Annotated in this window: 15 protein-coding genes; 12 read left to right on the plus strand and 3 right to left on the minus strand. The window is 70.0% G+C overall.

All coding sequences use genetic code 11. The features are described from left to right. From AB0L33_RS16995 to AB0L33_RS17005, 3 genes are all read left to right on the plus strand, one after another. Nucleotides 1-1,722: a cytochrome c biogenesis protein ResB gene (locus AB0L33_RS16995; RefSeq protein ID WP_365682088.1), complete on the plus strand. Its 1,722-nt coding sequence runs from the start codon at nucleotides 1-3 to the stop codon at nucleotides 1,720-1,722. After that, complete coding sequence (gene ccsB, locus AB0L33_RS17000; protein ID WP_365682090.1) at nucleotides 1,719-2,807, plus strand: c-type cytochrome biogenesis protein CcsB; 1,089 nt, start codon at nucleotides 1,719-1,721, stop codon at nucleotides 2,805-2,807. Before AB0L33_RS16995 ends, ccsB begins: the two co-directional genes overlap by 4 nt. Nucleotides 2,808-2,880: 73 nt before the next feature. After that, nucleotides 2,881-3,783 carry a phosphotransferase gene (locus AB0L33_RS17005; RefSeq protein ID WP_365682092.1) on the plus strand — a complete coding sequence of 301 codons (903 nt, stop codon included), beginning with the start codon at nucleotides 2,881-2,883 and terminating at the stop codon, nucleotides 3,781-3,783. On the opposite strand, the gene AB0L33_RS17010 is transcribed toward AB0L33_RS17005, so the two are convergent. After that, on the minus strand, nucleotides 3,780-4,166 hold the full coding sequence (locus AB0L33_RS17010; protein ID WP_365682094.1) for a PLD nuclease N-terminal domain-containing protein: 387 nt from the start codon (nucleotides 4,164-4,166) through the stop codon (nucleotides 3,780-3,782). The genes AB0L33_RS17005 and AB0L33_RS17010 overlap by 4 nt on opposite strands. Before the next feature lie 89 nt (nucleotides 4,167-4,255). Here AB0L33_RS17010 and AB0L33_RS17015 point away from each other — a divergent pair, with 89 nt between their 5' ends. The 3 genes from AB0L33_RS17015 to AB0L33_RS17025 are packed head-to-tail and all read left to right on the plus strand — an operon-like array spanning nucleotide 4,256 to nucleotide 7,335. Next, nucleotides 4,256-5,713, plus strand: a complete 1,458-nt coding sequence (locus AB0L33_RS17015; protein ID WP_365682095.1) for a menaquinone biosynthesis decarboxylase — start codon at nucleotides 4,256-4,258, stop codon at nucleotides 5,711-5,713. Next, nucleotides 5,710-6,627, plus strand: a complete 918-nt coding sequence (gene mqnP / locus AB0L33_RS17020) for a menaquinone biosynthesis prenyltransferase MqnP (RefSeq protein ID WP_365682097.1) — start codon at nucleotides 5,710-5,712, stop codon at nucleotides 6,625-6,627. The genes AB0L33_RS17015 and mqnP overlap by 4 nt, the downstream gene beginning before the upstream one ends. A gap of 42 nt (nucleotides 6,628-6,669) precedes the next feature. Continuing rightward, nucleotides 6,670-7,335, plus strand: a complete 666-nt coding sequence (locus AB0L33_RS17025) for a UbiX family flavin prenyltransferase (RefSeq protein ID WP_365682099.1) — start codon at nucleotides 6,670-6,672, stop codon at nucleotides 7,333-7,335. A 25-nt stretch (nucleotides 7,336-7,360) separates the two neighbouring features. On the opposite strand, the gene AB0L33_RS17030 is transcribed toward AB0L33_RS17025, so the two are convergent. Then, nucleotides 7,361-7,498 carry a hypothetical protein gene (locus tag AB0L33_RS17030; RefSeq protein ID WP_365682100.1) on the minus strand — a complete coding sequence of 46 codons (138 nt, stop codon included), beginning with the start codon at nucleotides 7,496-7,498 and terminating at the stop codon, nucleotides 7,361-7,363. 132 nt (nucleotides 7,499-7,630) lie between these two features. On the opposite strand from AB0L33_RS17030, the gene AB0L33_RS17035 reads away from it, so the two are divergent. From AB0L33_RS17035 to AB0L33_RS17060, 6 genes are all read left to right on the plus strand, one after another. Continuing rightward, entirely contained in the window at nucleotides 7,631-8,086 is a 456-nt protein-coding gene (locus AB0L33_RS17035; protein WP_365682101.1) for an Lrp/AsnC family transcriptional regulator, read from the plus strand. Nucleotides 8,087-8,296: 210 nt separating this feature from the next. Next, on the plus strand, nucleotides 8,297-9,460 hold the full coding sequence (gene mqnE, locus AB0L33_RS17040; protein WP_018104321.1) for an aminofutalosine synthase MqnE: 1,164 nt from the start codon (nucleotides 8,297-8,299) through the stop codon (nucleotides 9,458-9,460). Between the two features lie 122 nt (nucleotides 9,461-9,582). Further along, nucleotides 9,583-10,107 carry a GNAT family N-acetyltransferase gene (locus tag AB0L33_RS17045; protein ID WP_365682102.1) on the plus strand — a complete coding sequence of 175 codons (525 nt, stop codon included), beginning with the start codon at nucleotides 9,583-9,585 and terminating at the stop codon, nucleotides 10,105-10,107. 133 nt (nucleotides 10,108-10,240) lie between these two features. Further along, nucleotides 10,241-10,495, plus strand: coding sequence for a DUF4229 domain-containing protein (locus AB0L33_RS17050; protein WP_365682103.1), 255 nt, complete (start codon nucleotides 10,241-10,243; stop codon nucleotides 10,493-10,495). Between the two features lie 398 nt (nucleotides 10,496-10,893). Beyond that, the gene (locus AB0L33_RS17055) at nucleotides 10,894-12,237 is read left to right on the plus strand and encodes a dicarboxylate/amino acid:cation symporter (protein ID WP_365682104.1); all 1,344 of its coding nucleotides are present in this window, start codon (nucleotides 10,894-10,896) and stop codon (nucleotides 12,235-12,237) included. A gap of 156 nt (nucleotides 12,238-12,393) precedes the next feature. After that, nucleotides 12,394-13,014 carry a TetR/AcrR family transcriptional regulator gene (locus AB0L33_RS17060; protein WP_365682557.1) on the plus strand — a complete coding sequence of 207 codons (621 nt, stop codon included), beginning with the start codon at nucleotides 12,394-12,396 and terminating at the stop codon, nucleotides 13,012-13,014. Here AB0L33_RS17060 and AB0L33_RS17065 read toward each other — a convergent pair. Continuing rightward, nucleotides 13,004-13,816, minus strand: coding sequence for a MaoC/PaaZ C-terminal domain-containing protein (locus tag AB0L33_RS17065; protein ID WP_365682105.1), 813 nt, complete (start codon nucleotides 13,814-13,816; stop codon nucleotides 13,004-13,006). The two genes, AB0L33_RS17060 and AB0L33_RS17065, sit on opposite strands and share 11 nt — an antisense overlap. Nucleotide 13,817: the final 1 nt, after the last annotated feature.

The following is a 13,817-nucleotide window of genomic DNA, read 5'->3' on the forward strand; positions in this document are numbered from 1 at the left end:
ATGAGCAACACCACCTCCAACCGCTCCCCGGAGCGGGACCAGGAGAACACCGCTGAGCTCGGCGCCGCCGGCTCCCAGCTCTCCACCGCCCCCCGCGAGGAGACCCTGGCGAACCTCCCCGCCATGGGCGTCATCGGCTGGGCCCGCTGGTTCTGGCGCCAGCTCACCTCCATGCGGGTCGCGCTGATCCTGCTCTTCCTGCTCTCGCTCGGCGCCATCCCCGGCTCGCTGATCCCGCAGAACAGCGTGGACGAGCTGAAGGTGCAGACGTTCAAGGACGCGCACACCGTCGTCACGCCGATCTACGAGAAGCTCCAGTTCTTCGACGTCTACAGCTCGGTGTGGTTCTCCGCGATCTACATCCTGCTGTTCGTCTCGCTCATCGGCTGCATCGTCCCGCGCACCGCCACCTTCGTCGGCCAGCTCCGCAGCCGCCCGCCGGGCGCCCCCAAGCGCCTCACCCGGCTGCCCGCGTACACCACCTGGCGCACCGAGGCCGAGCCGGAGAAGGTCCACGAGGCCGCGCTCGCGATCGTCCGCAAGCGCCGCTACCGGGCCCACCTCACCGGTGACGCCGTCGCCGCCGAGAAGGGCTATCTGCGCGAGGCCGGGAACCTGATCTTCCACGTCGCGCTCATCGTGATGCTCGTCGCCTTCGCCTGGGGCCAGCTCTTCAAGTACGAGGGCGCCAAGCTGGTCGTCGAGGGCGACGGCTTCTCCAACACGACCACGCAGTACGACAACTTCAAGTCCGGCTCGCTCTACGACGACGACGAGCTGACCCCGTTCAGCTTCACCCTGGACGACTTCATCGGCACGTACGAGCGCAAGGGGCCGCAGATCGGCACCCCGCGCACGTACGAGGCGCGCGTGACCTTCTCCGACGGCGCGTACGGCAAGCCGCAGAAGAAGGTCATCAAGGTCAACGAACCCCTCGTCGTCCACGGCACCAAGGTCTACCTCAACGCCCACGGCTACGCCCCCGTCATCTCCGTCAAGGACGGCCGGGGCAAGGAGATCTTCAAGGCCGCCGTCCCGCTGCTGCCCCTCGACAACAACGTCACGTCGAGCGGCGCCATCAAGGTGCTCGACGGCTACCGCGACAAGAACGGCAAGACGGAACAGCTGGGCTTCCAGGCGTTCTTCGTGCCGACCTTCGCCGGCAACGGCAAGGGCACGATGTTCTCCCAGTTCCCCGCCGCCGACTTCCCCGTCCTCGCGCTCAACGGCTTCCACGGCTCGATCGGCGTCGACTCCGGCATCGCGCAGAACGTGTACCAGCTGGACACCAGCAAGATGAAGGAGTTCAAGACCGCCGACGGAAAGCAGCTCAAGCAGCGGCTCCTCGTCGGCGAGACGATGAAGCTGCCCGACGGGGCCGGTTCCATCACCTTCGAGGGCCTTCAGGAGTGGGCGAGCTTCCAGATCTCCGAACAGCCCGCCAGCGGCTGGGCGCTCACCGGCGCCGTCGCCGCCATCGCCGGACTCGCCGGCTCCCTGTTCATCCAGCGCCGACGCGTCTGGATCCGGGCCGTACGCGGCGCCGACGGCGTCACCGTGGTCGAGATGGCCGGGCTCGGCCGCAGCGAGTCCGCGAAGCTTCCCGAGGAGCTGGCCGACCTCGCGGTCACGCTCAACGCCGAGGCGCCCACCGCGCCCGGCACCGACAGCGACGTCGCCGAGGCGTCCTCCGTAGAACCCGCCGAAGGGGCTGAGAAGTGAATCTCGCCGCCGCAACCAACGAGAATCTGGCACACACCAGCAATGTGCTGATCTATTCGTCGATGGCCGTCTACACCCTGGCCTTCTTCGCGCACATCGCGGAGTGGGTGTTCGGCAGCCGCAGCAAGGTCGGCCGCACCGCCGCCGCGCTCACCACCGAGGAGGCCGCCGCGGCGGCCGGCACGGTGAAGGTCCAGGTCGCCACCAAGGGCGGCGGCACCGCCGTCCTGGAGAAGCCCAAGGTCGTCACCCGGTCCGCCACCGGCTCGCGGGACGTCCCGGACGGGCCCGGTGCCGCCGGCGGCACCTTCAAGGGCGACCTCTACGGGCGGATGGCGGTCTCGCTGACCGTCCTCGCCTTCCTGGTCGAGGCCGGCGGCGTCGTCGCCCGCGCGCTCTCCGTGCAGCGCGCGCCCTGGGGCAACATGTACGAGTTCTCCATCACCTTCTCCACGGTGGCGGTCGGCGCGTACCTGGTCCTGCTCGCGCTGAAGAAGAACGTCCGCTGGATGGGCCTGCTGCTCGTCACCACCGTCCTGCTGGACCTCGGCATCGCGACCACGGTGCTCTACACCTCCAGCGACCAGCTGGTGCCCGCGCTGCACTCGTACTGGCTGTGGATCCACGTCTCCACCGCCATCATCTGCGGCGCCGTCTTCTACATCGGCGCGGTCGGCACCCTGCTCTACCTCTTCCGCGACAGCTACGAGAACAAGCTCGCCAACGGTCAGGAGCCCGGCGCCTTCGCGCAGTCGGTGCTCTCCCGGCTGCCGTCCGCGTCGACCCTCGACAAGTTCTCGTACCGGGTCAACGCGGCCGTCTTCCCGCTGTGGACGTTCACGATCATCGCGGGCGCCATCTGGGCGGGCGACGCCTGGGGCCGCTACTGGGGCTGGGACCCCAAGGAGGTCTGGTCCTTCATCACCTGGGTCGCGTACGCCGCCTACCTGCACGCCCGCGCCACCGCCGGCTGGAAGGGCCGCAAGGCCGCCTACCTGGCCCTGGTCGCCTTCGGCTGCTGGCTGTTCAACTACTACGGCGTCAACATCTTCGTCACCGGCAAGCACTCGTACGCCGGCGTCTGACACCCATCACGACGACACCTGCCCGCCACCGGTCCGCCGGGGCGGGCAGCGGTCTTTCCCCGGGGGGCAGCGCATGACCATGCACGACGACCAGGTGGACGTGACCACGGAGACCGTCGCGGCCCTGATCCGCGACCAGTTCCCGCAGTGGGCCGGCGAGGCCGTCCGCCCCCTGGCCTCCACCGGCACGATGAACACCATCTTCCGCATCGGCGACCGCCTCTCCGCCCGCTTCCCGCTGCACCGGGCCGCCCCCGCCGAGGCACTGGCCACCCTGGAACGGGAGGCCCGGGCCGCCGCGGAACTGGCACGCGCCACCCGCTTCCCCGCGCCGGAACCGGTCGCCCTCGGCGCGCCCGGCCCCGGCTACCCGATGCCCTGGGCCGTCCAGACCTGGCTGCCGGGGACCAACGCCTTCGACGCCGATCCGGGCGGCTCCGACGCCTTCGCCCAGGACCTCGCGGACTTCGTCGCCGGCCTCCGGGAGACCGGCACGCGCGGGCGGACCTTCGGCGGCGGCGGGCGCGGCGGGGTGATCGCCGACCACGACGGCTGGATGGCCACGTGCTTCGAGGGGAGCGAGGGCCTGCTCGACGTGGCCCCGCTGCGCGCGCTGTGGACCGGCTTCCGGGAGCTGCCGCGTACGAGCCCCGACGTGATGAGCCACGGCGACCTGATCCCCGGCAACGTCCTGGTCCTGGACGGCCGGCTCGGCGGCGTCCTCGACACCGGCGGCTTCGCCCCGGCCGACCCGGCGCTGGACCTGGTGGGCGCCTGGCACCTGCTGGGCCCGGGCCCGCGCGAGGTGTTCCGTCGGGCGCTGGGCTGCGACGAGCTGGAGTGGGAGCGCGGCAGGGCGTGGGCGTTCGAGCAGGCGATGGGCCTGGTCTGGTACTACGCGAAGAGCAATCCGCCGATGAGCGCGCTGGGCCGCCGCACGCTGGCCCGCATCCTGGACCCGGCGGATGCCGCCTAGGAGGCTTCCTCCGTGCCGTTCTCGCGGCGCTTCAGCTCCTCCTCGCGGCGGCGCAGGTCCGCCTCCCAGTCCTTGAGGAGCGCCTCGTCCTTCTTGTTCTCCTCCTTCAGCGACTTCAGGAAGTCCGGATTGTCGTCCGGAGCGACCCACTGCTGACGGTGGTTGCGGTGCCACTCGGAGGGCGTACGGCCTCCGGCGGGCGGCTGCCGGACCTTGCCCGCGGCCAGCCATACGATCGGGCCGACGATCCAGAACAGCAGGATGATGAAGACCCAGGCGATCTTCGGCAGGTGCCTGGCCTCGTCCTCCGGGGTGTTCAGACAGTCGATGAACGCGAAGATCGTCAGCGCCAGCGGCAGGAGGTAGATCAGGGCCCGGAGCATGGTGGAAAAGTCCCCCCGAGGAGAGTTGGCGGGGCATTCCCCCGCCCCGGTGACGGGCCCAGAGTAGCGGGTGGCCGATACTTGTCCTCATGGCTTACGACGATCTTCGATCCCTCCTCCGGGCTCTGGAGCGCGAGGGCGAGCTCAAGCGCATCAAGGCCGAGGTCGACCCGTATCTGGAGGTCGGTGAGATCGTCGACCGGGTGAACAAGGCCGGCGGGCCCGCGCTGCTCTTCGAGAACGTCAAGGGGTCCTCGATGCCCCTGGCCATGAACGTCTTCGGCACCGACAAGCGGCTGCTCAAGGCGCTCGGGCTGAAGTCCTACGGAGAGATCAGCGAGAAGATCGGCGGGCTGCTCAGGCCCGAGCTGCCGCACGGCTTCGTCGGGGTCCGGGAGGCCTTCGGGAAGCTCGGGTCGATGGTGCACGTGCCGCCCAAGAAGGTGAAGGGCGAGAACGCGCCGGTCCAGGAGGTCGTCCTCACCGGCGACGACGTCGATCTGGACCTGCTCCCCGCGCTGTTCACCTGGCCCAAGGACGGCGGCTCCTTCTTCAACCTGGGGCTCACCCACACCAAGCACCCCGAGACCGGCATCCGCAACCTCGGGCTGTACCGGCTCCAGCGCCACGACCGGCGCACCATCGGGATGCACTGGCAGATCCACAAGGACAGCCGCAACCACTACCAGGTCGCCGCCCGGCGCGGGGAGCGGCTGCCCGTCGCCATCGCGTTCGGCGCGCCGCCCGCCGTCACGTACGCCTCCACCGCGCCGCTGCCCGAGGACATCGACGAGTACCTGTTCGCCGGGTTCCTCCAGGGCAAGCGGATCGAGATGGTCGACTGCAAGACCGTCCCGCTCCAGGTCCCGGCCCATGCCGAAGTCGTCATCGAAGGCTGGCTGGAGCCCGGCAAGACGCTGCCCGAGGGGCCGTTCGGCGACCACACCGGCTTCTACACCCCGCAGGAACCGTTCCCCGCACTGACCATCGACTGCGTGACCATGCGGAAGAGGCCGCTGCTCCAGTCCATCGTGGTCGGCCGGCCGCCGACCGAGGACGGGCCGCTGGGGCGGGCCACCGAGCGGTTCTTCCTGCCGCTCCTCAAGATCATCGTCCCGGACATCGTGGACTACCACCTGCCGGAGGCCGGCGGCTTTCACAACTGCGCGATCGTCTCGATCGACAAGAAGTACCCGAAGCACGCGCAGAAGGTGATGAGCGCGATCTGGGGCGCGCACATGATGTCGCTGACGAAGCTGATCGTCGTCGTGGACTCGGACTGCGACGTCCACGATCTGCACGAGGTCGCCTGGCGGGCGCTCGGCAACACGGACTACGCCCGCGACCTGGTGGTCAGCGAGGGCCCCGTCGACCACCTCGACCACGCCTCGTACCAGCAGTTCTGGGGAGGCAAGGCGGGCATCGACGCGACGAAGAAGTGGCCCGAGGAGGGGTACACGCGGGACGGGGGCTGGCCGGACATGGTCGAGTCGGACCCGGAGACGGCGGCCCTGGTGGACCGCCGGTGGAAGGAGTACGGGCTGTGAGCGCCGCCGAAGCGACCCTGGGATCGGGGCCCGCGCAACCCAGCAGCAAGGTGAAGGCCTTCCTGCGGCTCGTGATGATCGAGCACTCCGTCTTCGCGCTGCCGTTCGCGTACATCGCCGCCCTGACCGCGATGTTCCTCGACGGCGGGGAGATCCAGTGGGTCACGCTGCTGCTCGTCACCGTCGCGATGGTCGGGCTGCGGACGTTCGCCATGGCCGCGAACCGGATCATCGACCGCGAGATCGACGCCCGCAATCCGCGCACCGCGGGCCGTGAGCTGGTGACCGGCGCGGTGTCGGTGAAGTCGGCGTGGACCGGGGCGCTGGTCGCCGTCGTCGTGTTCCTCGGGGCCGCCGCCCTGCTGAACCCGCTCTGCCTGGCGCTGGCGCCGGTCGCGGTGGTCCCGATGGTCGTCTACCCGTACGGCAAGCGGTTCACGAACTTCCCGCATGCGATCCTGGGGCTCGCCCAGGCCATGGGCCCGGTCGGGGCCTGGCTCGCGGTGACCGGCAGCTGGTCGTGGGACGCGGTCATCCTGGGGCTCGCCGTCGGCGTCTGGATCGGCGGCTTCGACCTGATCTTCGCCTGCCAGGACGTGCAGGCGGACCGGGCGCACGGGGTGCTGTCCTTCCCGGCGCGCTTCGGCATCCCGGCCGCGCTGTGGGGCGCGCGGGTGTGCCACGTGGTGACGACGGGCCTGCTGGTCTGGTTCGGCCTCGCCACGGACGCGGAGGTCTTCTACTGGATCGGCATGGCGATCGTCTCGGTCGCCTTCGTGTACGAGCACCGGGTGGTGCGCCCGCACGACCTGTCGCGGCTGAACCGCGCGTTCTTCTCGGTCAACGGCTTCATCGGGATCGCGCTGTTCGTGTGCGCGCTGCTCGATCTGGTGGTGCGCGGGCTCACGGTGTGAGCGGTGCCGGATAGGCTCGGGGGTGTGGATTCCCGGTCTTCAGTGAGTCAGCGGCAGCGAATGCCTTGGATTGTCGGGGTTTCCGGCGCTTCGGGCACCCCTTTCGCCGCCGCGGTGCTGCGCGGGCTGCTGGCGGCCGGGGAGAGCGTGGACCTGGTCGTGAGCCGGGCCTCGCGGCTCACGCTGCTCGACGAGACCGGGATCGGCTACCGCGACGCGCACTGGCGCGAGGACCTGGCGGCCTGGCTGGCGCGGGGCGCGGACGGCAAGCCGGAGACCTTCGACGTGGACCTTTCGGGGGTGCGCCACTGGGCGGCCGGTGATCTGGCCGCGGGGCCGTCCTCGGGGTCGTATCCGGCGAAGGGGATGCTGATCGTCCCGGCCTCGACGGCGTGCGTGGCGGGGGTGGCGCTCGGGCTGTCGAAGGACCTGCTGCAGCGGGCGGCGAGCGTCACGCTCAAGGAGCGGCGGAAGCTGGTCGTCGCGGTCCGGGAGACGCCGTTGAGCGGGCAGACGCTGAAGCAGCTGGTGGCCCTGGACGAGGCGGGCGCGGTCGTGCTGCCCGCCTCGCCGGGCTTCTACGCGGGGGCGACGCACATCCAGGATCTGGTGGACTTCGTCGCGGGGCGGGTGCTGGACGCGGCGGGTGTGCCGCACCGGCTGTACCGCCGCTGGGAGGGGGAGCTGGGGGGTGGCTCCCCGGGCTGACCGGGTGATCCGGGCTTTCCGGGGGTCAGCGCTTCTTGGGCGCGCGCCGGGGGCCGCGGGTGCGGTCGGCCCGGAGGGCGGCGGCGGGGTGGTGGGCACGCGAGCGGTTGGCCAGGTCCTGAAGCTCGCGCATGCGGGCGTAGGCCATCTCGATCGTGTACACGGTGTCGTCACTCCTGAAGATTCGTAAGCGATTTTTGGTTGTGCGAGAAGATTTGCAGGCTTCAATGCCTGTGCACCTTGGATTCTACACGTAGACTCGCGGTACTGCTGAACAATGGAAGGTTTCAGTCACATGGACGCGGTGGACAGGCAGCTCATCCAGGCCCTCCGGGAGAACGGCAGGGCCTCGTACGCCGAGCTCGGGCGGCTCGTCGGGCTCTCCGGGCCCAGCGTCACCGACCGCATCAACCGGCTGGAATCCGCCGGTGTCATCACGGGCTACCGCGCCACCGTCGACGCGGCCTCGCTCGGCCTCGGCGTCACCGCCCTCATCGGCATCTCGCTCTCCGACGCCGCCGACCACGAGGACGTGGCGCACCGGCTGAAGGACCTCGCGGAGATCGAGGACGCGTGGTTCATCGCGGGCGACGACTCGTACATGCTCAAGGTCCGCGTGGGTGACGTGGACGGCCTGGAGAAGACGATCCGCCGTCTCAGCTCCACGAAGGGCGTCTCGCGCACCCGTACCACCATCGTGCTCTCCACCAAGTGGGAGAACCGGGTCGGAGACCTCCCCGAGGAGAGCTAGCGCCCCTCCCGGCAAGCTTTGCCCCGTCGCGTCGTCCAGCACGCACGCTCGCCGCGTTGGCCAAAAGCCCTGGTAGCTCCGCTACAAGGACTTCCGGCCGCCTTGCGACCGCACGCACTGGACGACGCTTCTTGCGGGGCAAACATTGCCGGTCGCGGCGCTAGGCGTACGGTGGCTGGGTTCGGTACGGCGAGGAATTGAGGAGCACTGGTGGACGCGGGACTCAAGCGCGAACTGGAGCAGAAGGTCGAAGCCGGTGAGCGGCTGAGCCGCGAGGACGGGATCGCGCTCTACGAGTCCGACGACCTGGCCTGGCTCGGCGGGCTGGCCCACCAGGTGCGCACGCGCAAGAACGGCGACGTCGTCCACTTCAACGTCAACCGTCACCTCAACATGACCAACGTGTGCACCGCCTCGTGCGCGTACTGCTCCTTCCAGCGCAAGCCGGGGGAGAAGGACGCGTACACGATGCGCATCGAGGAGGCGGTGAAGCTCGCCAAGGCGATGGAGGGCGAGAACCTCACCGAGCTGCACATCGTCAACGGGCTGCACCCCTCCCTGCCGTGGCGCTACTACCCGCGCTCGCTCAGCGCGCTGAAGGAGGCCCTGCCGCAGGTCTCGCTCAAGGCGTTCACCGCCACCGAGATCCACCACTTCGAGACGATCTCCAAGCTCTCCGCCTCGGAGATCCTGGACGAGCTGATCGAGGCCGGGCTCGAATCGCTGACCGGCGGCGGCGCGGAGATCTTCGACTGGGAGGTCCGTCAGCACATCGTGGACCACAACACCCACTGGGAGGACTGGTCGCGCATCCACCGGCTCGCCCACGAGAAGGGGCTGAAGACGCCGGCGACCATGCTGTACGGGCACATCGAGGAGCCCCGGCACCGGGTCGACCACGTGCTGCGGCTGCGTGAGCTCCAGGACGAGACCGGCGGCTTCCAGGTCTTCATCCCGCTGCGCTACCAGCACGACTTCGTGGACATGAAGGACGGCAAGGTCCGCAACAAGCTCCAGGCGCGGACCACGATGGCGACCGGCGCCGAGGCGCTGAAGACCTTCGCCGTCTCCCGGCTGCTGTTCGACAACGTGCCGCACGTCAAGGTGTTCTGGGTGATGCACGGCGTGCAGACCGCGCAGCTCGCGCTCCAGCACGGCGCGGACGACATGGACGGCTCGGTCGTCGAGTACAAGATCACGCACGACGCGGACAACTACGGCACGCCGAACAAGCTGACCCGCGAGGACCTGCTCGACCTGATCCGCGACGCGGGCTTCCGGCCCGTCGAGCGCAACACGCGCTACGAGATCATCCGCGAGTACCCGGGCCCGGACGCGGAGCGGCGCGAGTCGCCGCAGCCCATGCGGGTCTGACCCGGCGCGCGCCGCGCGCGCGGCGCTGCACGTACGAAAGCTCCGGCCACCGTCCCCGGCCGGAGCTTTCTCGCGTTCGGGCGCCGGTTGAACCTGCGACCTGTAATAGTTAATCTGCGCCTATGGCTCTTACATTTGAAGTGGACCCGGCCTACGACCGGTCCCTGCAAGAAGGCATCGTCACGCTCTGGGCCGATGTCTCCAACGCGGGCGGCGCGGTGGGCTTCGTGCCGCCGGTGTCGGAGGAGGACGTCCGGCCGGAGCTGCTCAAGCACCAGGTCGCCCTGACCGAGGGGCGGACCCGGCTGGTCGTCGGCCGCGACGAGGAGGGGCGCGTCGCCGCCACCGCGTTCCTGACGCTCAACACGCACCGGTTGATGCGGCACTGGCTGTGGGCGTACACCGTCATGGTCCACCCACGCCACCAGGGCCGGGGGTACGGCCGCGACCTGATGGAGGCGGTCGCGGACGCGGCGCGCGCGACCGAGGGCATCGAGGCGATCCGGCTGACCTGCCGGGGCGGCACCGGCGCCGACCGCTTCTACGCCGCCTGCGGCTACAAGGAGGTCGGGCGCGTCCCCGGCGCGATCCGGGTGGCCGAGGGCGACGACCGGGACGACGTCTTCATGCTGCTGCCGCTGGGCTGAGCGCCTCGGGACGCAGCCCAGCGAATCGAGCGATTGCGGGGCATGCTTCACTGGTCGGGCAGGACTGTCGTACGTAGAGAGAAGGCCAGCTGTGTCCGCTGCCAAGCCGAGCGCAACGATCCGGTACACCGCGATGCGTCTCAGCATCTTCGTCGGCTGCTTCGTCGTCGCCGCCATCGCCGTTCACTTCGGGGTGATCCCGTCCGGGGTCGGCGGGTCCAACGTCGTCTGGGTCATCCTCCTCGCCCTGGTGCTGTCCGCGCCGCTGAGCTTCGTCCTGCTGCGCAAGCAGCGCGACGAGATGTCCCAGCAGATCGTCTCCTCCGTCGACCGCGCCAAGGCCCGCCTGGAGGCCAACCGCACGCGCGAGGACAGTGTCACGCAGTAAAGGGAACGTAAGCTTCCTCACACCTCGCACCTTTCTCCGTCGAACCCCAGCGCGGGAGCAGCCGCTCCTGTACTGGGGTTTTTCGTGTGTCCAGGCGGAGTTGGGGATTCCGGGCGGCCGGAGGCCGGTGTCTCGCATCAAAGAAGACCTTTGAGGTTCTCAAAGTTCAAGTGTTAACGTGTTCGACATGAAGACTGATGTGCGCCTCCGATCTGCCACGAGCGTCCCGCTCGTGGAGCGCCTTCACGTCGATCTCTGCCGCTGTATGTCCGCGGTCTGTTGCCGCAACGTCTGATACCGGCACCATGCAGCGGCGCCGCCCCTGACGCGGGCGCCGCACCCCCGTCCCCCGCACACCGTCCCCGTGCGTCCCGATGCGTCACATCTGGAGTGTGTCCGTGTCCGCGAACCCCGCGTCCACCGCCGAGAAGCCCGCGGGCTCCGGCTTCCGCATACCCAAGGTCCCGTTCTGGGCCCAGATCGTCGCCGGTCTGGTCCTCGGCGTCCTGCTCGGCTGGCTCGCCCGCAGCCAGGACATCGACTGGCTGTACACCACGCTCGACAAGGTCGGCCACATCTTCGTCCAGCTGCTGAAGCTGGCCGTCGCGCCCCTCGTCTTCTTCGCGATCCTGGTGTCGATCACCAACCTGCGCAAGGTCAACAACGCCGCCCGGCTGGCGACCCGCACCCTGCTCTGGTTCATGATCACCTCGCTGATCGCCGTGGCCATCGGCCTCGCGATCGGCCTGATCACCAACCCGGGCTCCGGCACCGGCCTCACCCCCAAGGACGGCAAGCTCCCCGAGCACGCCGGCTCCTGGCTCGACTTCCTGACCGGCATCATCCCGGACAACGTCGTCACGCCGTTCGCCGAGCTGAACGTCCTCCAGATCGTCTTCATGGCCGCCGTCGCCGGCATCGCCGCCCTGCAGCTCGGTGAGAAGGCGCAGCCGATCCTCACCCTCAGCGAAGCCGTCCTGGAACTCCTCCAGAAGGCCCTGTGGTGGGTCATCCGCCTCGCCCCGCTCGGCACCGTCGGCCTCATCGGCTACGCGATCGCCGACTACGGCTGGGACCTGATCGGCAAGTACGCGACGTTCACCGCCGACGTCTACATCGGCTGCGCCCTGGTGCTGTTCGGCGTCTACCCGCTGCTGCTCGCCACCGTCGCCAAGGTCAGCCCGCTCCAGTTCTTCAAGGGCGCCTGGCCCGCGATCCAGCTGGCGTTCGTCTCGCGCTCCTCGGTCGGCACCATGCCGGTCACCCAGAAGGTCACCGAGCGCCTGGGCGTTCCGAAGGAGTACGCCTCCTTCTCCGTCCCGTTCGGCGCCACCACCAAGATGGACGGCTGCGCCGCGATCTACCCGGCGCTCGCCGCGATCTTCATCGCGCAGATCTTCGACGTGCAGCTGGGTGTCGGTGACTACATCCTGATCGCGTTCGTCTCGGTCATCGGTTCGGCGGCCACCGCCGGTCTGACCGGCGCGACGGTCATGCTGACGCTGACCCTGTCGACCCTGGGCCTCCCGCTGGAGGGCGTCGGCCTGCTGATGGCCATCGACCCGATCCTGGACATGATGCGCACCGCCACCAACGTGGCCGGCCAGGCGCTCGTCCCGGTGATCGTCTCGGCCCGCGAGAAGATCCTGGACCACGACGCCTACAACTCGGCCTCCGCCTCCCCGGTGGACGAGGACGAGGTCCGCGACACCGAGCCGGAGCGCGTCCCGGTCGCCGCCTGATCGCTTCGCATCACCCGAGGGCCCCTTCTCCCGTGCGGAGGAGGGGCCCTCGGCATGGCGGCGCACGACGGGGTCCGCGCGGGCCCCGTACCCTTACCAGGGAGTAGTGCTGCGGGGGCGGGAGGAGTCGGCGTGGGTGCTGTGCGGAACAAGCGGATGCCGCGGGCGGTGCGCGAGCGGCAGATGATGGACGCCGCGGTGCAGACGTTCGGGCAGCGGGGATACCGGGCCGCCTCGATGGACGAGATCGCCGAGCTGGCCGGGGTGTCGAAGCCCCTGGTCTACCTGTACCTGAATTCAAAGGACGAGCTGTTCACCGCGTGCATCCGGCGCGAGGCGCAGGCGCTGCTGGCCGCCGTGCGGGGAGGCGTCGAGCCCGGCCTTCCGGCCGACCGGCAACTCTGGGAGGGGCTGCGGGCGTTCTTCACGCACACCGCGGAGAACCCGGACGGCTGGGCGGTGCTCTACCGGCAGGCGCGGACGCACGGGGAGCCGTTCGCCACCGAGGTCAACGTGATGCGCGAGGAGATCGTCGCGTTCGTGACCGGTCTGATCGGCGCCGCCGCCCGCGAGGCGCACCACGACCCGGCGCTCCCGGACCGGGACGTGGCGGGCCTCGCGCAGGCCCTGGTGGGCGCCGCGGAGGCGCTGGCCGGGTGGGCCAACGAGACCCCGGGCGTCTCGGCCCGGGAGGCGGCGGCCACGTTGATGAACTTCTCCTGGGCGGGCCTGGAGAACCTGATGAACGGCCGCCCGTGGCAGGCGCCTAGTCCGTAGTCCCCGTGAGGTGCAGCCGCGCCCCGTCCGCGCCGCCGCGCAGCTCGAACGCGGTGCCGTCGGTGGCGTACGTGACGGTGCCGGGCAGCAGGACCGGGGCGCGGAAGTCGGCCCGTACGGTGCGCAGCGCGGCCGGGTCCGGGATCTCGGCCAGGCAGCGGGCGACGGTCCACATGCCGTGGGCGATGGCCCGGGGGAAGCCGAAGAGCCGGGCGGTCAGCGGGTGGAGGTGGATCGGGTTGCGGTCGCCGGAGGCCGCCGCGTACCGCCGTCCGAGGCTGCCGGGGAGCCGCCACTCGGTGACGGCGGGGAGCGGCGCGGAGGGCTCTGTCTTCGGGGGCGCTTCCGTACGCGTCGCGTGCCGGGACAGATAGCCGCTGCGGGACTCCCACACGAGCGCGCCCGCGAGCCGCGCCTCGGTCACCACCGTGACTTCGGTGCCGCGCCGGTGCGGGTTCAACTCCTGGGCGTACACCGTGAGTTCGAGCGGGTCCTCCGGGCGGAGGGTGCGGTGGGCGGTGATCTCGATCCAGGTGTGGACGAGGCCGGTGACCGGGAGCGGGAAGTCGCGGCGGGTCATCAGCCGCATGGCCTGGGGGAACGCCATCACGTGCGGGTACGTCACCGGCAGCGGCCCGGTCGCCGGGAAGCCGCAGATCGCGCGGTACGCGGCCAGGCGTTTGGGTGCGGGCGGCGCGGCGGGCAGCCGGAGGCGGTCGGCGGGGAGGGTGGCGCCGGGGCGTCCGGCGCGCTTGAAGGGGGAGGTGACGGCGCCCCGGGCCAGCGAGAGGGTGAGGCTCATC

The organism is Streptomyces sp. NPDC052299, from assembly GCF_040679335.1.
In the GTDB taxonomy this organism is placed as follows: domain Bacteria; phylum Actinomycetota; class Actinomycetes; order Streptomycetales; family Streptomycetaceae; genus Streptomyces.

Excerpts from the sequence above, each read along its gene's own strand:
- AB0L33_RS17005 (WP_365682092.1), top strand. The coding sequence starts at position 2,881 with ATGACCATGCACGACGACCAGGTGGACGTGACCACGGAGACCGTCGCG.
- AB0L33_RS17015 (WP_365682095.1), top strand. The coding sequence starts at position 4,256 with ATGGCTTACGACGATCTTCGATCCCTCCTCCGGGCTCTGGAGCGCGAG.
- AB0L33_RS17050 (WP_365682103.1), top strand. The coding sequence starts at position 10,241 with ATGCGTCTCAGCATCTTCGTCGGCTGCTTCGTCGTCGCCGCCATCGCC.
- AB0L33_RS17035 (WP_365682101.1), top strand. The coding sequence starts at position 7,631 with ATGGACGCGGTGGACAGGCAGCTCATCCAGGCCCTCCGGGAGAACGGC.
- AB0L33_RS17045 (WP_365682102.1), top strand. The coding sequence starts at position 9,583 with ATGGCTCTTACATTTGAAGTGGACCCGGCCTACGACCGGTCCCTGCAA.
- AB0L33_RS17010 (WP_365682094.1), bottom strand. The coding sequence starts at position 4,166 with ATGCTCCGGGCCCTGATCTACCTCCTGCCGCTGGCGCTGACGATCTTC.
- AB0L33_RS17060 (WP_365682557.1), top strand. The coding sequence starts at position 12,394 with ATGCCGCGGGCGGTGCGCGAGCGGCAGATGATGGACGCCGCGGTGCAG.
- AB0L33_RS16995 (WP_365682088.1), top strand. The coding sequence starts at position 1 with ATGAGCAACACCACCTCCAACCGCTCCCCGGAGCGGGACCAGGAGAAC.
- AB0L33_RS17065 (WP_365682105.1), bottom strand. The coding sequence starts at position 13,816 with ATGAGCCTCACCCTCTCGCTGGCCCGGGGCGCCGTCACCTCCCCCTTC.